Origin of the sequence: uncultured Aquimarina sp., assembly GCF_947500065.1 — a bacterium.
Lineage (GTDB): Bacteria > Bacteroidota > Bacteroidia > Flavobacteriales > Flavobacteriaceae > Aquimarina.
In genome coordinates, this window is sequence record NZ_CANMQT010000002.1 from 611,704 (window position 1) to 631,698 (window position 19,995).

General features: G+C 32.7%; 19 protein-coding genes. 7 read left to right on the plus strand and 12 right to left on the minus strand.

Annotation, left to right across the window (positions count from 1 at the left end; genetic code table 11):
• Positions 1–21: 21 nt before the first annotated feature.
• Positions 22–714, minus strand: coding sequence for a 50S ribosomal protein L21 (rplU, locus tag Q0975_RS08155; RefSeq protein ID WP_299435173.1), 693 nt, complete (start codon positions 712–714; stop codon positions 22–24).
• Positions 715–813: 99 nt separating this feature from the next.
• Positions 814–1,287 (minus strand): DUF4199 domain-containing protein, encoded by a 474-nt coding sequence (locus tag Q0975_RS08160; protein WP_299435175.1) that lies wholly within the window; start codon positions 1,285–1,287, stop codon positions 814–816.
• 172 nt (positions 1,288–1,459) lie between these two features.
• On the opposite strand from Q0975_RS08160, the gene Q0975_RS08165 reads away from it, so the two are divergent.
• Together Q0975_RS08165 and Q0975_RS08170 are read left to right on the plus strand one after the other, a co-directional pair.
• Positions 1,460–2,779, plus strand: coding sequence for a pitrilysin family protein (locus Q0975_RS08165; RefSeq protein WP_299435177.1), 1,320 nt, complete (start codon positions 1,460–1,462; stop codon positions 2,777–2,779).
• 17 nt (positions 2,780–2,796) lie between these two features.
• Positions 2,797–4,863 (plus strand): pitrilysin family protein, encoded by a 2,067-nt coding sequence (locus tag Q0975_RS08170; RefSeq protein ID WP_299435179.1) that lies wholly within the window; start codon positions 2,797–2,799, stop codon positions 4,861–4,863.
• 54 nt (positions 4,864–4,917) lie between these two features.
• Here the strand turns inward: Q0975_RS08170 and Q0975_RS08175 are convergent, their stop codons facing one another.
• From Q0975_RS08175 to mutY, 5 genes are all read right to left on the minus strand, one after another.
• A complete protein-coding gene (locus Q0975_RS08175; protein WP_299435181.1) occupies positions 4,918–5,793 on the minus strand; it encodes an EamA family transporter in 876 nt (291 codons plus the stop codon).
• A gap of 82 nt (positions 5,794–5,875) precedes the next feature.
• Entirely contained in the window at positions 5,876–6,448 is a 573-nt protein-coding gene (gene gldD / locus Q0975_RS08180; RefSeq protein WP_299435183.1) for a gliding motility lipoprotein GldD, read from the minus strand.
• Complete coding sequence (locus Q0975_RS08185; RefSeq protein WP_299435184.1) at positions 6,438–7,772, minus strand: gliding motility-associated protein GldE; 1,335 nt, start codon at positions 7,770–7,772, stop codon at positions 6,438–6,440. The genes gldD and Q0975_RS08185 overlap by 11 nt, the downstream gene beginning before the upstream one ends.
• Positions 7,773–7,795: 23 nt before the next feature.
• Positions 7,796–8,257, minus strand: a complete 462-nt coding sequence (ssb, locus tag Q0975_RS08190; RefSeq protein ID WP_299435186.1) for a single-stranded DNA-binding protein — start codon at positions 8,255–8,257, stop codon at positions 7,796–7,798.
• A 43-nt stretch (positions 8,258–8,300) separates the two neighbouring features.
• Entirely contained in the window at positions 8,301–9,353 is a 1,053-nt protein-coding gene (mutY, locus tag Q0975_RS08195; protein WP_299435187.1) for an A/G-specific adenine glycosylase, read from the minus strand.
• A 131-nt stretch (positions 9,354–9,484) separates the two neighbouring features.
• Here mutY and Q0975_RS08200 point away from each other — a divergent pair, with 131 nt between their 5' ends.
• The 3 genes from Q0975_RS08200 (at position 9,485) to Q0975_RS08210 (ending at position 12,144) form a co-directional block, all read left to right on the plus strand.
• Entirely contained in the window at positions 9,485–9,775 is a 291-nt protein-coding gene (locus Q0975_RS08200; RefSeq protein WP_024768281.1) for an HU family DNA-binding protein, read from the plus strand.
• 292 nt (positions 9,776–10,067) lie between these two features.
• Positions 10,068–11,606, plus strand: a complete 1,539-nt coding sequence (locus Q0975_RS08205) for an Rne/Rng family ribonuclease (RefSeq protein ID WP_299435188.1) — start codon at positions 10,068–10,070, stop codon at positions 11,604–11,606.
• Positions 11,607–11,664: 58 nt separating this feature from the next.
• Positions 11,665–12,144 (plus strand): regulatory protein RecX, encoded by a 480-nt coding sequence (locus Q0975_RS08210; protein WP_299435190.1) that lies wholly within the window; start codon positions 11,665–11,667, stop codon positions 12,142–12,144.
• A gap of 8 nt (positions 12,145–12,152) precedes the next feature.
• On the opposite strand, the gene Q0975_RS08215 is transcribed toward Q0975_RS08210, so the two are convergent.
• From Q0975_RS08215 to Q0975_RS08235, 5 genes are all read right to left on the minus strand, one after another.
• Positions 12,153–13,538 (minus strand): S41 family peptidase, encoded by a 1,386-nt coding sequence (locus Q0975_RS08215; protein WP_299435191.1) that lies wholly within the window; start codon positions 13,536–13,538, stop codon positions 12,153–12,155.
• A gap of 162 nt (positions 13,539–13,700) precedes the next feature.
• Positions 13,701–14,837 (minus strand): helix-turn-helix domain-containing protein, encoded by a 1,137-nt coding sequence (locus tag Q0975_RS08220; RefSeq protein WP_299435193.1) that lies wholly within the window; start codon positions 14,835–14,837, stop codon positions 13,701–13,703.
• 70 nt (positions 14,838–14,907) lie between these two features.
• Positions 14,908–15,774 (minus strand): cupin-like domain-containing protein, encoded by an 867-nt coding sequence (locus Q0975_RS08225; protein ID WP_299435195.1) that lies wholly within the window; start codon positions 15,772–15,774, stop codon positions 14,908–14,910.
• Between the two features lie 145 nt (positions 15,775–15,919).
• Positions 15,920–17,026 (minus strand): biotin synthase BioB, encoded by a 1,107-nt coding sequence (bioB, locus tag Q0975_RS08230; protein ID WP_299435197.1) that lies wholly within the window; start codon positions 17,024–17,026, stop codon positions 15,920–15,922.
• A 105-nt stretch (positions 17,027–17,131) separates the two neighbouring features.
• A complete protein-coding gene (locus tag Q0975_RS08235; RefSeq protein ID WP_299435198.1) occupies positions 17,132–18,301 on the minus strand; it encodes a beta-ketoacyl synthase N-terminal-like domain-containing protein in 1,170 nt (389 codons plus the stop codon).
• A 187-nt stretch (positions 18,302–18,488) separates the two neighbouring features.
• On the opposite strand from Q0975_RS08235, the gene Q0975_RS08240 reads away from it, so the two are divergent.
• Entirely contained in the window at positions 18,489–18,926 is a 438-nt protein-coding gene (locus Q0975_RS08240) for a cytochrome c oxidase assembly factor Coa1 family protein (protein WP_299435199.1), read from the plus strand.
• A gap of 26 nt (positions 18,927–18,952) precedes the next feature.
• Positions 18,953–19,975, plus strand: coding sequence for a hypothetical protein (locus tag Q0975_RS08245; protein ID WP_299435201.1), 1,023 nt, complete (start codon positions 18,953–18,955; stop codon positions 19,973–19,975).
• Positions 19,976–19,995: the final 20 nt, after the last annotated feature.

Here is a 19,995-nt window from a genome sequence, read left to right on the forward strand (position 1 = left end):
ATATCGTTAATAATAACGCGATTATTTTACAATCCCGCCGTCTAATTTATCTTGCCATTCTTTTAACTCGTCCCACTTACCTTCAGCAGCCATTTCAGCTTGCTTTGGCCAAGTATCAGGAACGTGATTTCCACGAACATCTTTAATAAACTCAGCAATTTCTTTTGGATCAGCTTTTGCAAGATCAGCAAAAGTAACAATACCATTAGCTTTTAGAGTTTCAGCGATTTTCGGTCCAATACCTTCAATCTTTTTAAGATCATCCGCTTTAGCTGATTTTTTAGGAGCAGCTTTCTTTGGAGCTTCTTCCTTTTTAGGAGCAGCAGCCTTAGCTTCTACTTTCTTTTCAGCTTTTGGCGCAGCTTTTTTAGTTTCCTTCTTAGGAGCAGCTTTCTTAGCTCCAGAGGCTACTATACTTTCGATTATGATTTCAGTCAGAGATTGACGGTGACCATTTTTAACACGGTATCCTTTACGTCTCTTTTTCTTGAAAACAATAACTTTATCACCTTTAAGGTGTCTCGTGATTTTTGCTCCTACTTGAGCTCCATCTATAGCCGGGGCGCCTAAAGTAACTTTATCTCCGTCTGCAGTAAGAAGAACTTTGTCAAAAGAAACTTTGTCTCCTTCTTCTCCTGCTAAACGATGAACAAAAACTTTTTGGTCTTTTGCAACTTTAAATTGCTGCCCTGCTATCTCTACAATTGCGTACATAGCGTAACGTTTAATTAATTTGTTATATCTAAAGAACTGTCGCTCATCCGAAAATAAGCGGGTGCAAATATACTCCTAATTAATTAACTAACAAATATTTTACGCCTTTATGGGATGTGAATTATGTTTTTTTTTAATATTCCAACTATCTTTAAATAACTGCATAAAAGATAGGGTCAATACAAATGTCGTTGCAAAACCCATAATAGCTGCCACAAATACCACTATTCCTACTCCTACATGATAATGAGAACTCCAGTTAGCAAGCATTTCTGGGAGAAAGTTAGTATTGATATTGGTAACATAAATAGCAAAGAAAATAATAAATATAAGAGTAGCATTAAACCCCGTAAACAATCCAGCCATAAAGCCTTTTTGGTATTCAAAAGTGTTTCCTTTTTCCTGTTTATAATCCTTCATCGCTTTATACAATCCGAATGCTACTATAATTCCATTACCCAAGCTAAAAACAGGATTAGTTTGCACCCCAATTAATGATAAAATTAAGAAATACGCAATTAGCCCAATTGCAATAAGAACACCATATTTAACAGGGATTGTAGACTTTTTCATAATTTCTCTTATTTGGATTTAACAGAAATTTATGGATTATTAGCGGTTTTCAGGCTTAAAAAACTGTTAATTTATTACAAATAAGACATTTAGCGCATTATAATTCTTTTCCGTCAAAATCGTAACAAAATGCGATCTTTGCACACATATTCAACAAACAAAATTATTACTAATGAAAAATAAACTTTACACAATCGCTTGTGGACTCCTGATAGCAGCATCTGGTAGTGCACAAGAAGTAGAATTTACAGAATATGATCTAGATAATGGTCTACATGTAATTCTACACCAAGAAAACAAAGCTCCAGTAGTAACTGTAGGTGTTATGTATCATGTAGGCGCAAAGGACGAAGAAGCAGGAAGAACAGGTTTTGCTCACTTTTTTGAACATCTTTTATTTGAAGGAACAAAAAACATAGAAAGAGGAAAATGGTTTGATATCGTTTCTGCTAATGGTGGAAGAAATAACGCTAATACCACTCAGGACAGAACCTATTACTACGAGACATTACCCTCTAATAATCTAGAACTAGGATTATGGATGGAATCTGAGCGTATGCTTCATCCCGTTATTAATAAAATAGGAGTTGACACTCAGAATGAGGTTGTAAAAGAAGAAAAGAGACAAAGTTACGACAATCGACCATACGGAAAAGTTCAAGCGACTACCGCAAAACTCATGTTTAAAAAACATCCTTATAATCATACAACTATAGGCGAAATGAAGGATCTAGATGCAGCTAAACTCGAAGAGTTTATTGCATTTAATAAAAAATTCTATAACCCCAATAATGCAACCCTAGTTGTAGCTGGTGATATAAACATTGAAAGCGCAAAAAAAATGATTTCAGATTATTTTGGAAGTATCAAAAACAACAATGAGAAAACAACGCGACCAGTTATAAAAGAAGAACCTATTACCGAAGAGTTTTTTGCTAAAGAAACTGATGCGAACATTCAAATTCCTGCAAAAATTTTGGTTTATAGAACTCCTAAGAGAACTGATAAAGAATCATATGTCCTAGATTACATTTCTACAATCCTAACCGGAGGCAATAGCTCTAGAATGTATAAAAGCATGGTAGAAGATAAAAAAATTGCGTTACAAGTTTTCGCCTTTGCAAGTTCTCAAGAAGATTACGGAACCTATCTTATGGCAGCATTACCTCTTGGAGATGTAGGTTTAGACAAACTTCAGGCTGAGATGGATGCTGAAATCGAAAAACTACAAAATGAATTAATTTCTGAACGTGAATTCAACAAACTTCAGAATCAATTCGAAAATAACTTTGTGAACTCTAACTCCAGTATAGAAGGTATTGCAAATTCTTTAGCAAGATATAACATGTTACTTGGTGACACTAATCTTATTAATAAAGAAATAGAAATCTACAGATCAATCACCAGAGAAGACATCCAAAATGTAGCTAAGAAGTATCTGAACAAAAACCAACGTCTTAATCTTGACTATTTACCTGAGTCAAGTAAATAATAAAAAAGAATATCGTAATGAAAAAAAATATAACCTTTATAATAGCATTTTTACTGATTGCAATTAGTGCTCAGGCGCAAATAGATCGATCAAAAATGCCAAAATCTGGACCCACTCCTGTTATTAACTTAGGAGAACCTTTTACATTTAAAATGGGTAATGGACTTACTGTTCTTGTGGTAGAAAACAAAAAACTACCAAGAATTACGGTTAGCTTATCATTGGATAACCCACCAAATACAGAAGGAGATAAAGCAGGAATAGAAGGAGTAGTATCTCAAATGATGGGAAAAGGAACCAAAAGCATCAGCAAAGATGCTTTTAATGAAGAAGTTGATTTTCTAGGTGCTTTTATTAACACAGGAGTATCTGGTGGATTTGCGCAATCACTATCTAAGTATTCTGACCGTATCATTGAACTTTTTGCCAAAGCTTCATTAAATCCAAACTTTACACAAGAGGAATTGGATCTTGAAAAGAAAAAATTAATTGAAGGCATCAAATCTGGAGAAAGTAGCGCAGAAGCAGTTGCCAATAGAGTAAGAAGTGTTCTTGCTTATGGAAAAAATCATCCCGCCGGAGAGTACACATCAGAAGAAACAGTAAATAACATTACGCTTGCTGATGTAGAAAAATACTACAGAAACAACTTTGTACCTGCAAATGCCTATATGGTAATTAGTGGTGATATAACAGCCGAAAAAGCTCAGAAATTAGTAGAAAAACATTTCACCCCATGGAAAGCTGGAAAAGCACCATCATTTGGAATTCCTGAGGTAAAAGATGCACAATACAGACAAATCAATTTTGTTGATATGCCTAACGCTGTGCAGACGGAAATGGCTGTAATGAATATTTCTGACCTAAAAATGGCTGATGAAGATCATCATGCAGCACTTGTGGCAAATTATATCCTAGGTGGTTCATTTGGTAGTTATATCAATATGAATCTAAGGGAAGCGCATGGATACACCTATGGAGGAAGATCTACACTCCCTAGAAACAAAAACTTTAAAACTGCGTTTAGAGCTACTGCCAAAGTAAGAAACATGGTAACCGACAGTGCAGTAGTAGAAACGCTGAAAGAGATTAAAAGAATCCGAACTGAGGAAGTAGATGATGAAATGCTTAAAAATGCAAAAGCTAAATTCTTAGGGGATTTCATTTTAGCTTCAGAAAACGATAGAACAATTGCATCAAGAAGCATCAATATTAAAACTCAAAATCTTCCAAAAGATTTTTACGAAACTTTTATTGCTAAAATCAATGCAGTAAGCAAGGCTGATATCAAAAGAGTAGCTAACAAATACTTTAACTTAGATAAAGCCAGAATTGTATTAGTCGGTAAGGGAAGTGATGTTATTAAAAACCTTGAAAAAATTAGTTTCGATGGAAAGAAAATTCCTGTTTTATATTTTGACAAATACGGAAATAGAGTAGAAAAACCGGATTATAATGCTGCCACACCAGAAGGCGTAACTGCTCAATCCGTTTTAGATAACTATTTTAAAGTAATTGGAGGTAAAGATAAACTGGAAGCTGTTCAGTCAATATACTCCACTTCAGAAGCATCTATGAATGGCATGACACTAGTAATGGATATGAAAGTCACTTCTAAAAACCAAACGATGACCGATGTTAAAATGAATGGTCAATCAATGAGTAAAAATGTTTTTGATAGTAATAAAGGCTATTTTATGCAGCAAGGTCAAAGATTAGATTATACTGAAAAACAAATTACAAATGCTAAAAATGAAGTATTCCCTTTTCCAGAACTTAAGAATACTACTGCAATTTTAGAAGGCGTTGAACCTTATGAAGGTGGTAAAGCTTATAAATTAAAAATGAGTGAGCAGAAAACCACTTTTTTTGACACAGAAACTGGGTTAAAAATTAAGGATATAATTGTTCAGGAAATGGCTGGACAAACAATATCCTCTGCAATGATGTACAGCAATTATAAAGAGATTAATGGAATTCAGTTCCCACAGGTTACATCGATATCTTTTGGACCTCAAAAAATAGATTTCAACTTAAAAGAAGTAAAAATCAATGAAGGTATTACAGAAGAAGATTTTAAATAAAATCTAATCCAAAAAATGACATAATGAAGGTTCGTTCTTTTTTAGATCGGACCTTTATTTTTTACGATTTGCAATGTATACACCAAGAATAATAATCCCTGCAGCGATTACCTGATAAAAAGAAAACTCTTCTCCATCTAATAATCCCCACATCAAAGCCACTATCGGAATTGTATAAGTAACAGAAGTAGCAAAAACAGGACTACTCATCTGCACTAATTTATTAAATAACACTTTAGCAATTCCAGTTCCTACCACAGCAAGTACAGATATATACATCAAACTCGTATGCATAGAAGCATTGTCTATTATTTTTTCATCAAAGAAATCCGAATAATACAATACAATCAAGGAAGGGATAACAAGTACAATAAAGTTACCATTAGCAATTGCCATAGGTGAAATTTGCTGCATATATCGTTTTATAATATTCACATTTGTTGCATAACAAACAGAAGCACATAACACTAAAGCTGCATACCAATAATTCTGATTTGGGTTTACTGAAGCTCCTTCCCATATTAATGCTAAACACCCTATTAAACCTACAAAAACCCCTATTAATTGATTTTTATTAAACCGTATGGAAAAAACTAATACTCCTAAAATTAAAGTGACCAAGGGAGTTGTAGAATTAAGGACAGAAGCTATGCCGCTATCAATTTCAGTTTCTGCAAAAGCAAATAAAAATGCTGGAATAAATGTGCCTAAAAAACCAGAAATAACAATCCATTTCCATTCTTTTTTCTTGATAGTCCTCATGCTCCTAAAACCTATAAGAAACAAAAAAACAGCTGCAAATAGTGTTCTTAAGGCTCCTAATTGCATTGGTGTTAGACCTATCAAAGATTTTTTAATCAGAATAAATGAACTACCCCATACCAGCGATAGTATGGCTAAATATATCCATTTTAGTTTTGCGTTTTGCATTGCCCATTTAATAAGCTGCAAAAATCACTAAAATTATGAGAGTAGCGATATAGTAAGTAGAAAAATTAACTAAGGTTTAGCGTTATTCCTTCCACTGAACAGTCTCCATAAAATGAATAATATCATTTCGCAAGTACTTTGCTGCCGGAAGGATAGAATCATAGTTTGGTTTCACCTTAAAATAAACAGAACCTGATACAAAATTCCGTATACTATCCGTTAAATAAAACTGACAAGTAGAAGCGGCATTTCCTGTCACTTCATATATCCTACCGTAAACTTTTTTCTCTGGATAAACAAAATCCTTTGGTTGAATAGCATCCGCTTTTATAAAATGTTCTTGTGTTAGGTTTTGCGCATCTCTTAATAAAGAATCTAGATTCTTATTGATATTATAATAAGATATATATACAGTAGCATTTAGTTTTGGGTACTCTATATTATACCAACATTTTTTATTATTCTTTGCTCTTTCAAACTTAGCAGCATTGTTTTTTTCAAAAGTATAAGAGCAATCTATTAAGGCCTGCTCATAGCTTGGAGTAGGATAAGCCAATCTCAACATTCCTTTGGGTTTTGGCAATGTATCGCCTCCACAAGAACACAAAGCACATAGAATAATACCTACTAAAAATTTACTCAGTCTACACTTCATTAATCGTTAATTTTATCCTTTTTATACGTTTATTATCTAAGGATTCTATCTTAAAGGAGTATTGTTCTAATGTAATTACATCTCCTCTTTTTGGAAAACTACCAGAAATCTCTAATAACAAACCAGCAATGGTTTCTGCATCTCCTTTTTTGCTTTCAAAAACAGAATGATCTTCTAACTTAACTACTTTATAAAAATCTTTTAATGAAGTTCTTCCTTCAAAAACATAGTTATTATCATCTAACTTAGAAAATATCAAATCTTCATCATCAAACTCATCACTAATATCACCAACAATTTCTTCAATGATGTCTTCTAGTGAAATCAAACCACTCGTTCCTCCATACTCATCTACCACAATTGCCAAATGATTCTTTTTATCCTTAAAATCATTCAGTAAATCATCTAACTTCTTGTTCTCTGGAACAAAATAAGGTTCCCTGACCAAAACGACCCAATCAAAATTTTTATGATTAATATAAGGTAATAAATCTTTGACATAAAGAATCCCTATTACCTTATCAATACTATCTTCATATACCGGAATACGAGAATATCCATTCTCAATAACTTCCGGGATAATTTCTGAATATTCCAAGTCTTGATTAAGCGCAAAAATATCAATCCTTGGCTTCATAACTTGTTTGGTATCCGTATTACCAAAAGACACTATACCTTCCAAGATTTTTTTCTCTTCAGAAGTTGTATCAGTATCAGAAGTCAACTCTAGAGCTTGTGATAACTGATCAACGCTTATATTTGATTTTTGTTTCCCTAATCTATTATGAATACGTATGGTAACACTTCGCATAGGCAAACTAATTGGAGTAATAATCCAATCCAAAACTCTTAATGGTCGCGCCATAAAACTGGCAAATTTTACCTTGTTCCTACTTGCATATATCTTTGGTAATATTTCTCCAAACAACAAGATAAGAAAGGCAACTAAACCTACTTCGACAACAAATCTAACGCTTAACCATTCTAAACTTGGAACGACTATATCATCAAGACCCTTAAAATAGATCTCACCGAGTGTGTCGAAAAGCAAAACTATAGCAATATTTATAAAGTTATTCGCCACTAGTATTGTAGCTAATAACTTCTTTGGTTTACTCAATAATTTTGAAATTATCTTTTGATTGATCGTTGCTTCTTCCCCTTCTATCTTTAGATCAGAAGGAGTCAGCGAAAACAAAGAAACCTCGCTTCCTGAAATTAAAGCAGAACAAATCAATAGTAATATAAGGACAAGCCAATTAATTGCCTGCATAGAATCAAAAGCAACGAATAATATAAATAACGGTTCGGGATCAGGGTCCAAATTATAGCTGTTTAGTTAACATATTAAAACGGAAGATCATCCTCTTCTTTCTCTGTTGGCGAAGATGAAACCGACTGCGAATTATCAACAGATGACTCACTTACTGTTGGTTGTTTTTGTGCAACTATTTCAGCTTGCTGACCATCAGTCTTTGGAGTTAAGAATGTAAAATCGACACACTGTATTTCAGTATTATATCGATCTTTTCCTTGTTCATCTTGCCACTTTCTTGTTTTAAGACGACCCTCAATATACACTTTATCACCTTTTTTCAGGTATTTCTCACAAATTTCAGCGGCTTTATTTCGCACCACAATATTATGCCATTCTGTAGAAGTAACTCTTTCTCCTGTAGCTTTATTTACATAAGAATCATTAGTTGCCAACGGAAATCTACCGATACAGTTCCCTCCTTCAAAATAATGCATCTTTACTTCATCACCAGTGTGGCCAATAAGCATTACCTTATTTAACGTTCCAGACATACTCTTTATTATTTATAGTAAATGTAATAAAAAAGCATCATACCTAAAAAAAGCTATCTATAAAATTACCCAATAATATAGGGACTGGATATTCGCTGATTTTCTGTATTTCTACTAAGTCTAATTCTCCATTAATTTCAGGTTTTTTATCTGTTTTTATAATATAAAAACGGGTATACAGATGCTGATGAGAAAGCTTATGAATTTTAAATTTATCTTCAAAAAGCGTAATCTCATAATCCATGTTATTCAATAAACTTTTAAAATCAGCATGTCCCTTTATGTATATAAGGTCTACATCTTTATCACTTTCTATCAACGGAAACTCATATAAATTTTGCCAAATCCCTTTACCCGTTCGTTGCCTTATAATAGTTTGCTGATCATTTACGGAAAATATCAAATAATTAAAGTATCGTTTTTTTACTTTTAATTTTTTAATCTTCACTGGCAAGGAGGCAACCGTACCCTTTTTTAATGACTCGCAACTATCATTTAGCGGACAAACGATACAATACGGATTTTGTGGCTTACATTGTAAAGCACCGAATTCCATGATTGCCTGGTTATAAGTTGCTGGTTGTTCCGGATCAATGAATTCAAAAGCAATTTTTTTAAACTCTCTAATTCCTTGAGTACTATTAATAGGAGTATCGATATTAAAATACCTAGACAAAACCCTATATACATTACCATCCACTACAGGAACCACCTCTCCATAACATATAGAAGCTATAGCACTTGCAGTATAATCTCCTACACCTTTTAATTTTAATAAGTCATTATAGTTATCCGGAAAAACACCCTTAAGATCAGTTGCTATATATTTTGCAGTAGCATGCAAGTTTCTGGCTCTAGAATAATAACCTAAACCCTGCCATAGTTTTAGCACTTGCTCTTCTTCTGCTTTTGCTAAATCAAAAACTGTTGGATACTGACTGGTAAATGACAAATAATAAGGTAATCCTTGGGCAACTCTGGTCTGTTGAAGTATAATTTCACTTAACCAAATGCGGTAAGGATCGGAAGTTTCTCTCCATGGCATCGATCTTTTGTTTTGTAAGTACCACGAAATGAGTTTTTTAGGGAAAATCATAACAAAATCATAAGTTTTGTAAAATTAAACCTTTAAAAGATGATAATTTCATCTTAAGTATTGATATTTTGGATTTTAAATTGCTATATTTGCCCCCTTGAAAATTTAAAAACCCCTAAATAGGTAATATAATGACTAAAGCAGATATTGTAGCAAAAATTTCAGAAAAACTAGGAATTGAAAAAGGAGATGTTCAGGCAACTGTTGAAACCTTTATGGAAGAAGTAAAAAGTTCTTTAGAGAGCGGAGATAACGTATACCTAAGAGGTTTTGGTAGCTTTATCATCAAAACTAGAGCTGAAAAAACTGGCCGTAACATTTCTAAAAACACTACAATCAAAATCCCTGCACATAATATCCCTGCATTTAAGCCGGCAAAAGTATTTGTGGAAGGTGTAAAAACTAACGTAGAAGTTAAGTAAAAAATTAATAATCAATAAATAAGATCGCACTATGCCAAGTGGTAAAAAACGTAAAAGACACAAGGTAGCTACGCACAAGCGTAAAAAAAGAAGAAGAGCTAATCGCCATAAGAAAAAGTAGTTTTCTAACTACTTTTTCTATTTAAGAATGTTCTTTGAAATCGAAATAGAGTACCTTATATCTCTACCTTTATAAGACTTTGTTTCAACGGAATTATTAAAATTCCTGTGAATAAAATTTGTTTAATCCATCTGTCTCGAAAATATCGAGGTGGATAAAAATCTAATTAGAGTGAACAAAGAATTGATCATTAGATCTGGTTCCTCTACTGATTTTGCCTTATTAAAAGATGGAAAACTAGTTGAATTACATAAGGAAGAAGACGACAGTAATTTTGCAGTGGGTGATATTTTTATTGCCAAAATCCGCAAAGCTGTCCCAGGTCTTAATGCCGCATTTGTTAATGTAGGCTATGAGAAAGATGCATTTTTGCATTATCATGACCTAGGTCCTCAAGTATCTTCTTTACTTAAATTCATTAAACGTGTAAGCACAGGTAAATTAAGAGATTATTCTTTAAAGGATTTTCCTTTTGAGAACGATATTGATAAACACGGTGTTATTACAGATGTGTTAAAATCAAATCAATCGCTATTAGTACAAATAGTAAAAGAACCTATTTCTACAAAAGGCCCTCGAATTAGCTCAGAGCTTTCGATTGCCGGTAGATATATTGTTTTAGTACCTTTTTCCAACAGAGTTTCTATTTCACAGAAAATAGAATCTTCAGAAGAAAAAGAACGTCTAAAAAGACTTGTAAAAAGTATTAAACCAAAAGGTTTTGGAATTATTGTTCGTACTGTAGCAGAAGGCAAAAAAGTAGCAGAACTAGATAGAGATTTGCAAAACTTGGTGGATCGTTGGGAGTCTATGTGTAAAAAATTATATAAAGCACCCCATCCATCAAAAATTTTAGGTGAAATGAATAGAGCGTCCTCCATATTGAGAGATGTTTTTAATGACACCTTCACTTCGATCGTTGTAGACGAACACGATCTCTGCAACCAAATCAAAGATTATCTGCAAGAAATTGCACCAAAAAAAGAATCAATCGTAAAGTTACACACGTCTAACGTACCGATTTTTGAAAAACACGGTATCGAACGACAAATCAAAACAAGTTTTGGTAAAACAGTATCCATGAGTAAGGGTGCCTATCTTGTAATCGAACACACTGAAGCAATGCATGTTGTTGATGTAAATAGTGGTAATCGATCAAACAAGGCCAAAAATCAAGAAGACACTGCTCTAGAGGTCAACCTAATCAGTGCATCCGAAGTAGCCCGCCAACTACGTCTTAGAGATATGGGAGGTATTATTGTAGTCGATTTTATTGACATGAATAATGCTGATAACCGCAGAACACTCTTCAATCACTTACGTGAAGAGATGAAAGACGACAGGGCGAAGCACAAAATTTTACCACCAAGTAAGTTTGGTTTGATTCAGATCACGCGTCAACGCGTGCGACCAGAAATGAATATTAAAACCCGTGAGGAAAATCCTAACGGAGGAAATGGCGAAATTGAGGCGCCAATAGGTTTAATAGACAAAATAAAGGTTGATTTAGAAAAGTTAATTAAAAAAGAACATAAAAAGCTAACGCTTAGCGCGCACCCTTTTATTGCAGCTTTTTTAACTAAAGGATTTCCATCCGCCCGATCTAAATGGTTTATAGACCATAAAAGATGGGTAAAAATTATACCTAGAGACGCTTACACGTATTTAGAATATCATTTCCATGATAAAGATGGAGAAATGATACAATAAAAATAAAACCCAGCTTACTGATGTAGGCTGGGTTTTTTTGTTTACTATATTTGCGTTTATGTATCAAAAAATACCTGAATCTATTACAGTAACCGAGGCTATAAAAAAAATGGAACATTATTGCGCCTATCAGGAACGTTGTCATAAAGATATAAATGACAAGCTATATACTATGAAACTTATTCCAGAAGCAAAAGAAAAAATCATTTTACATCTTTTAGAACATAATTTCCTAAATGAAGAACGTTTTGCTAAAAGTTTTGCAAGAGGAAAATTCAGGATCAAGAAATGGGGCAAACAACGAATTGTTAGAGAATTAAAATTCCGACAGATTTCTGAGTACTGCATAAAATCTGCATTAAAAGAAATTCCAGAGAACGAATATCTCAGCATATTTCATGAACTTGCAGAAAAAAAATTCGCTTCTATCTCAGAAACAGATATGTATAAAAAAAGAAAAAAACTAATTGATTATCTTCTCTATAGAGGATGGGAAAACCAATTAGTTTTTGAGAAGGCTAAAGATTTATCAGAATAAAACGTTGCCTAATTGTTAGCGCTCAATAATTCAATGGCTTTATCTATTCCACTATCTTTTTCTTCTACAAAATCAGCATTAGAAAATAATGGAACTCTATTCTCTTCAATTGGACCAACCCCGACAGCTTCATAAACCACGCCTTGAGCATCACTATAGACTTCATTAGACAATCCGATTAATGCTCCATTTGGCAATACATGAACCAGAATATCAGAAAAAACACCATTTGTATTATCTCCTACTATTGTTACATAAGGCAAATCCTTCAGACACAATGTAAAAATCTCTGCAGCACTTGCAGTTAATGGGCTTGTCAATAATACGATATCACCTGTAAACTGAAAATCTCCCTTAGGAGTTACAGATATAGAAGTACTCTCTGTAAAACCATTTCCTAATCTTGCCTTTTTAGAAAAAGCAGGTTGTCCTTGCTCAACAAATCGCGATGCTATCTCTACAGATACCATATCATATCCTCCTCCATTAAAACGAGTATCTATAATCAATTTAGAAATCTCTGCATTCCTAAAATCATCCATCATTTTATCTAAAACAATATTCAACGTTTGCAACTCTGTACTCTCATCAGCGCTATAACCTTCCATACCAAGAATATTAACATACCCAATAGTACTACCCATTAAACCCCAAGCAATATTTTCACTTTGATCTATTTCAAATTCTCCTCCAAAATACTTTAATGCTATCACTTCTAATCGTTGATTATAAAGCCTATCATAATCTTCTCCTGAATCAATTATTAAATCTCCGCTTAGACTAGCATTTAATCGCTCTAATAAACCCCGTAAGCCCGCATCTATTCCAATGTTATTTTCTTCATCATCGATTGCAACATGACCATCATTTAATAAAAGTACTAACTCTCCAATAATTTCATAAAAATTCTCAGAAGTTACTTGTTCCCGTAAACTTTGATATTGCGACCAATCCACATTTCTAGTTTCGAAAAAAGCATAATAATCATTGAAGATATTCCAGAAATGATCAAAATTCACTTTCGGATCTTCAGTCTTCGAGATTTGATCCGGTAAACAAAACTCATTTTGATTTTCTAACCTTGTAAATTTAATATCCGAAGCTATTAATTCTGAAGTACCTATCAACTCATTAGTATTTACCATATCTAATGTAAGACCGGCGAATTCTTCTGCTTTAAAGTCTTCATCAAGAATTGAACACCCAAAAGCATTCACATTATACATAACATCTTGACCATCTTTAAATTCAATAATATATCCTTTATCGGCAGCTAACCAAAATCCATTTATCGTTTCCTCTACAACTATTGGTGTGTCATCGTCCGATTGACATCCAATTAAACCAACCAAAATTAACCACAAAAAACACCTCTTTAAAAAATCTAAAATCATACTATTACGTTTTAAGAATTACATCACTATTGACAATGAAAAAATCAATCAGTTGCACACAAAAACCCTTTTCAAGAAAACTAAGGGCAAAGATCAATTAACTTCTGATTGAGTTCAAAACTAGGAAGTAAACAAAGAATCAGTGTTCCGAATTATTAAGATTTAAAAAATCAGCACCTTTTTATGATTCGTTTTAAACTGGTTTGGAGTTAATCCAGTTTCTTTTTTGAAAGAAGTATAAAATGTAGTTTTAGACTTGAAACCTGCTTCTAATCCTATTGCTAATAGACTATATTTATCAAATTCCTCATCAAGTATCATATCTTTTACCTCTTTTACGCGATAAGAGTTGATATATGCTGTAAAATTCTTTTTAGTTACATCATTTACAATCTGAGAAAGATAACCAGAACTAATATTTAAAGCCTCACTAATCATTTCTTGATTCAAATTAGGATCGCGATAAATACAATCCTTTCGTAATAAATTTTCTAATTTTTGGAAATACACATTGTTTTCAGAAAATGAATTTTCAGAAATTGAAAGCTCTGTTTTTTTATCCATTGCATCATTATCAGAAACACTGACAACATTCTTTTTATTTGTAAGTTTCAATGAATAAATTCCGTTATATACAATCCAAAAAATAAACAAGGACGTTTCAGAACATATTATAGAGATCCCAATATGATAACCAATATCAAAAATCATGTCAGCGATATCTATCAAAATCCAAGAAGTAACCAATAAAAATTCCCAAATACATAATCTTTTTAACCACTTACTATTTTGGTGATTTATATACTTTTCTCCATTGAGAATTCTATATGCCCAGATTCCAATCACAAAATTAAAGGAATAATAACCAAATTCTTGAATGTCAAAAATCCAATCATAAACAAATGCTTTATACTCCCATGAATACCTATACCATTCATAGACATATTCTAGATTAAAAATAACATTTATTATTACCGAGAATAAAAACGGGATGTATAATAGAAGAAGTTTCCGATCTCCTATTAGATTATGATCAATTGATTTTAGTATGTAGTGAAAGAAAAAAACTGGAAATAAAAAAATCCACTCTATATCGTATAAAATTAAAAATTTGGGATATTCCTTATATATTTCTAATGCATCGAGATACACATTAAGCATCAGGAAAGACAATATCAAGATTGAATATCCTAAATATTTATTCGTTTGGCTTTTAAAATATGGAGAAAATATAATCGCAAAACCAAAAAGAAATCCTTGAGAAGCACTTATTACCAATATAATATTCACAAATTCCATGCATAGAGATTATATGACCTTCTGCTAATAAAGACAAAAACTAATCAAAAAAGTTGCACGGTTTCCCTACTTATGAATTATACCTCCTATTAGTTCTCTTGACAGCCACTTCATTTTTATAATCCATCCATTTCTGACCACCAATCCTACGCATAACATTATCGAAATAACGCATAAAGAAAATATTGTATGCTGCTTTATTCATATTCCCGAATCTAGTAGCCATTGCACGAATACTCATTGAAAATCCAGGAGTAAGATAGGTCATCTGATGCCAATATCCTTCTGGCATATACAGTGTCTCTCCATGTGTAAGATTTGCTATATATCCTTTAGCTTTTTTAAGAGCAGGCCATTTTTCCATATCAGGATTTGTAAAATCAATCTCCTGATGTGCAATTAATGCATGGGGCACTTTATATAGATATTTTGTTTCTGATGGAGGAAATAATATACATTGTTTCTCTCCATGAAAATGAAAATGGAGAATATTACCCAAATCAATATCATAGTGCATGAATACCTTAGACCCTTCGCCACCAAAAAAAAGGTAAGGCATTTTTTTTAGTAATCTTAAACCGATTTCGGGGTACTTATAATCTTCCCTAAGCCTTGGTACTTCCTTTAATAAGTTATATAGAAAGATTCTATAATTAGTAGGTTTTGAATTTAGCAAATTTACATACTCGCTCATTTTCATGCTTGTATGCGGTTCATTAAACTTAAATTCAGAATTTATGGGTCTATCATCAAATAATGGCACGGTTTTATCGCCAGCAACCTCATTAATATATTCTAGGTTCCATTTTTTATAAGCTGGCCAATCCTCTATTAGTTTCTTAATTACCACAGGTTTCTGTGGTATAAAATATTCTTTAAGAAATTCTTCTTTGGTAATTGACTCAACTCTTGGTATTTGCTCTAAATTTAATTCCACTGATTATGAAAGCCCATAATGGGCGCTTATTAAAAAATTAATTAATACCATTTGGTATAAAAAATAGTTAACATCATGGTTTGTTAAATTTGAAGTTCGCAAAACAACATCAAGATTTTGAGTTATCAAAAATTTCTATTATTGTTTATTGATCTTTATAAACAGTTTCTTTAGCTTTCTGCTTGGCAAGTTCATTTTTTTCAATGGTATGATCTGGTCGTGACCATTTAGGCTTTTCTCCTTTAGCTTCAAACATAGAATCTTCTGCTTCTACAGTATCTGGTTGTGCCTTCTTAACGAATGGTTTTTGAGGGTTCAATCCTAATTTTTTGAACATTTCCATATCCTCATTTACATCAGGATTAGGAGTTGTCAATAATTTATCTCCTGCAAAAATCGAATTTGCACCAGCAAAAAAGCACATGGCTTGTCCTTCTCTACTCATTTCTGTTCTTCCTGCTGATAATCTTACCTGTGTTTGTGGCATTACAATTCTGGTTGTTGCTACCATTCTTATCATATCCCAAATTTCTACAGGTGTTTGATCTTCCATTGGTGTACCATCTACAGCAACTAGTGCATTAATTGGCACCGACTCTGGTTGTGGATTTAATTTTGCCAAAGCAACTAACATTCCTGCTCGATCTTCTGATTTCTCACCCATCCCTATAATACCTCCACTACAAACAGTAACGTTAGTTTTACGAACATTATCTATTGTTTCTAAACGATCTTCATAACCTCTAGTAGAGATTACTTCTTTATAATATTCTTCTGATGTATCTAAATTATGATTGTAAGCATATAACCCAGCTTCTGCAAGGCGTTGCGCCTGATTTTCAGTAATCATTCCTAGCGTACAACAAACTTCCATTTCCAACTTATTGATAGTACGTACCATTTCTAACACATCATCAAACTCTGGACCGTCTTTTACATTACGCCAAGCTGCTCCCATACAAACTCTAGAGCTTCCAGAAGCTTTAGCACGTAATGCCTGTGCTTTTACTTGTTGAACACTCATTAAATCATTTCCTTCTACATCCGTATGATATCGTGCAGCCTGAGGACAATAGCCACAATCTTCAGGACATCCTCCTGTTTTAATGGATAATAAAGTAGAAACTTGTACCGTGTTAGGATCGTGATATTCTCTATGAATTGTTGCTGCTTCAAACAGCAATTCCATTAATGGTTTATTATAGATATCAAGTATTTCCTGCGATGTCCAATCGTGTCTAATAACGCTCATAAATTAATGGTATGTGAATTTTCAAAAGTAATTGTTTAAAATCAAAAAACACAAATTAGCTTTATCAAATTCGATAGTTTTAATAACAATCTATTTTTTATTCATTTACATTTTAGAAAATGACTCTAATAAAATACTAACGGCATTTCCTCCAAATCCTACAGCATTCACAATAATTTTATCCATTTTTTCAGGAATTCTTTTATGTTCTATAAAAGGGACTGGAATAAATTCCTGATGTTTCATCATCAAAATTGCCAGCTCCATACTCAGAATTCCACTCGCTCCAAAGGTGTGACCAATTTTCCACTTATTAGTGGTTAATGCGGGAAGTTCTTTACCAAAAACGGCCTTAATAGCATTATACTCTGCTTCATCACCTTTTACTGTTCCGGGAGCGTGTAAAACTATTGCATCGATTTCATCTAAACTAGTGGTCCCTATAGCCATTTTCATAGATCTCTGAAAACAATCTGCATCAGTAGATATTGATATATTATGTATTAAAGATTCTGTTGCATATCCAATACCTGTTATTAACGCCAAAGCATTCTCTTTGACACCATTTTCTAAACAAGCAATACCCGCTCCTTCCCCTAAAAACATAGAGTTTCTGGTTTTATCAAAGTTCATTGCCTGACAAGGGTAAGCTTCCTTATCAGCAGAAGCATATATCTTTAAAGCTTTCATCTGAGCAATCGTAAATGGAGTCAATGGGGCTTCACTTCCTCCAACTAAAAACTTATCACTTAAACCAGATTGAAGCCATGCAATACCATTCAGCACAGCATGCAAGGCTGTGGAGCATGTAATAGAATGACTAATGTCTGGGCCTTTAGATCTTAAATCTTGAGCAATCCAAGAGGATATATTACCCAAAGTAGTGGTAGGCGAGCTCAATGTAGAAGATTGGTTTGTCTGTAAAAATTCTTTATGATATTTCTCAAAAAGACTTGTTGCTCCTCTAGAAGAACCAACATTAATCCCAAAATTAAATTCCCCTTCCCAATTTGCTTCTTTTATGGCATTTCTAGCAGTAAAAACTGCAAATAAAACAGAATCATCTAAAGAAGCATACAGTGAATTTTCCTTTTTAAGTTTTTCAATTTCTTCCTTTGCTACCGAATTTAATTTAGCCACAGGAGCCAAATCGCCCTTAAAATCTTCAAAAGTAATCTTATGAGATGATTCTTTATATAATCTCCAAATCTCTTTAGAAGTAATTCCTAACGGAGAAATAGATGAAATACCGGTTATAGATACAGGGTTTTGCAACACTTAATTTTTCAGCAAATGTAGGGGTTTGTTCTGGTATGTTCAACTGTAAATTTACAATAGATAAAAAGAATATGAGTAAAAGAATAGTATTCCCAAATTACTTCTTAATTTCTAAATTAGCATATCCATTGTAACAAAAAAAGGGAAATCCATACCTATATAGTAATAAAAAGCACTACATCTTATGGAAGAACACGCACCAAAAAAAAGTTGGTTTAGCAGAAATTGGCCTTGGGCAGTGCCTTTAGGGGGTTGTCTTACATTAATCATCATATTTTTTGTCTTTTTAGGCTCTGTTATATTCGGTGTTTCTAAAGCATTTACAAATTCGACACCTTATCAAGACGCACTTATTAAAGCACAAGAGGATGAATATATTGTTCAAACACTAGGAGAGCCCATAGAAACTAATGGTATTATGCAGGGTGAACTTAATTTTAAGAACAATACCGGAATGGCAGACATTTCTATCCCAATAAAAGGCCCAGAAGGAGAAGCCAGAATCTATGTTGTAGGTACTAAACAAAATGATAAATGGACTTATTCCGAACTCTATGTAATTATAGAGGAAACCAACGAACAAGTTGATTTGTTATGGGGAGAAGGTCAAAACAATGAATAAACTTTTTTAATTAAAAAAAGTAATTTATGATTAAAAGATTAAACATCACTAATTCAATTATTACATTTGGATTTCCCTTATTGATCATAATTTTGATGATTGCAATTACGAAATCAAGATTATTTGAATTAAATCCAGGAGCTTTATCAATAGGAATTACTGCTGATCTTCTTTTTACGGTTCCTTTTATTTATTTTCTATTGATCAGAAAAAAGAACATCCCAAAAATCACAGTCTTATCATTATTCGTCTTAGGAATTGTAATAACAACTTTTATTATCCCTAAAGAAAATCAATTGTTTTTGGATCAAATTAAAACTTGGTTCCTGCCTTTTTTAGAAATTGGTGTTTTTACATTTATCTTATTTAAAGTAAGAAAAGGTCTAAAATCATATAGGGTAAATAAAAACGAGAACAGTGATTTTTTCTCTACTCTAAAAGTTACTTGCGAAGAAATATTGCCAGAAAAGATTGCCATGTTACTTGCTATGGAAATAGCTATTTTCTATTATGGTTTTATCTCCTGGAAGAAAACCAAACTCCAAAATAACGAATTCTCTTATCATAAGAACAGCGGCACGATCTCTATTTTAATTGCACTAATTCCAATAATTGCAATAGAAACATATGTGTTACATATTCTTCTTATGAAATGGAGTGTAGTAGCTGCTTGGATAGTAAGTGGATTAAGTATTTATTCTGGAATTCAGATTTTTGGATTTTTAAAATCAATGTTTAAAAGACCTTTTTCTATTGAAACGAATACAATTCATCTACGATATGGAATCTTAAGTGAGGCTAATATAGACATCAACAACATAAAATCTATCGAGATTTCTTCAAAACCAATTGAATTTAATGATACTACTCGAAAACTATCTCCGCTAGGTGAATTAGAAAGTCATAATGTAGTAATTAATGTAAAGAATGAAAATGCTATGATTGGTCTCTATGGAGTTAAAAGAAAATTTAAGACTTTAGCTTTTTACATTGACAATAAAGAAGAATTCAAAGCTGAATTAGATAAAAAAATTTCATTATCAGAATAAAAAAAAGGGATTAATAACTT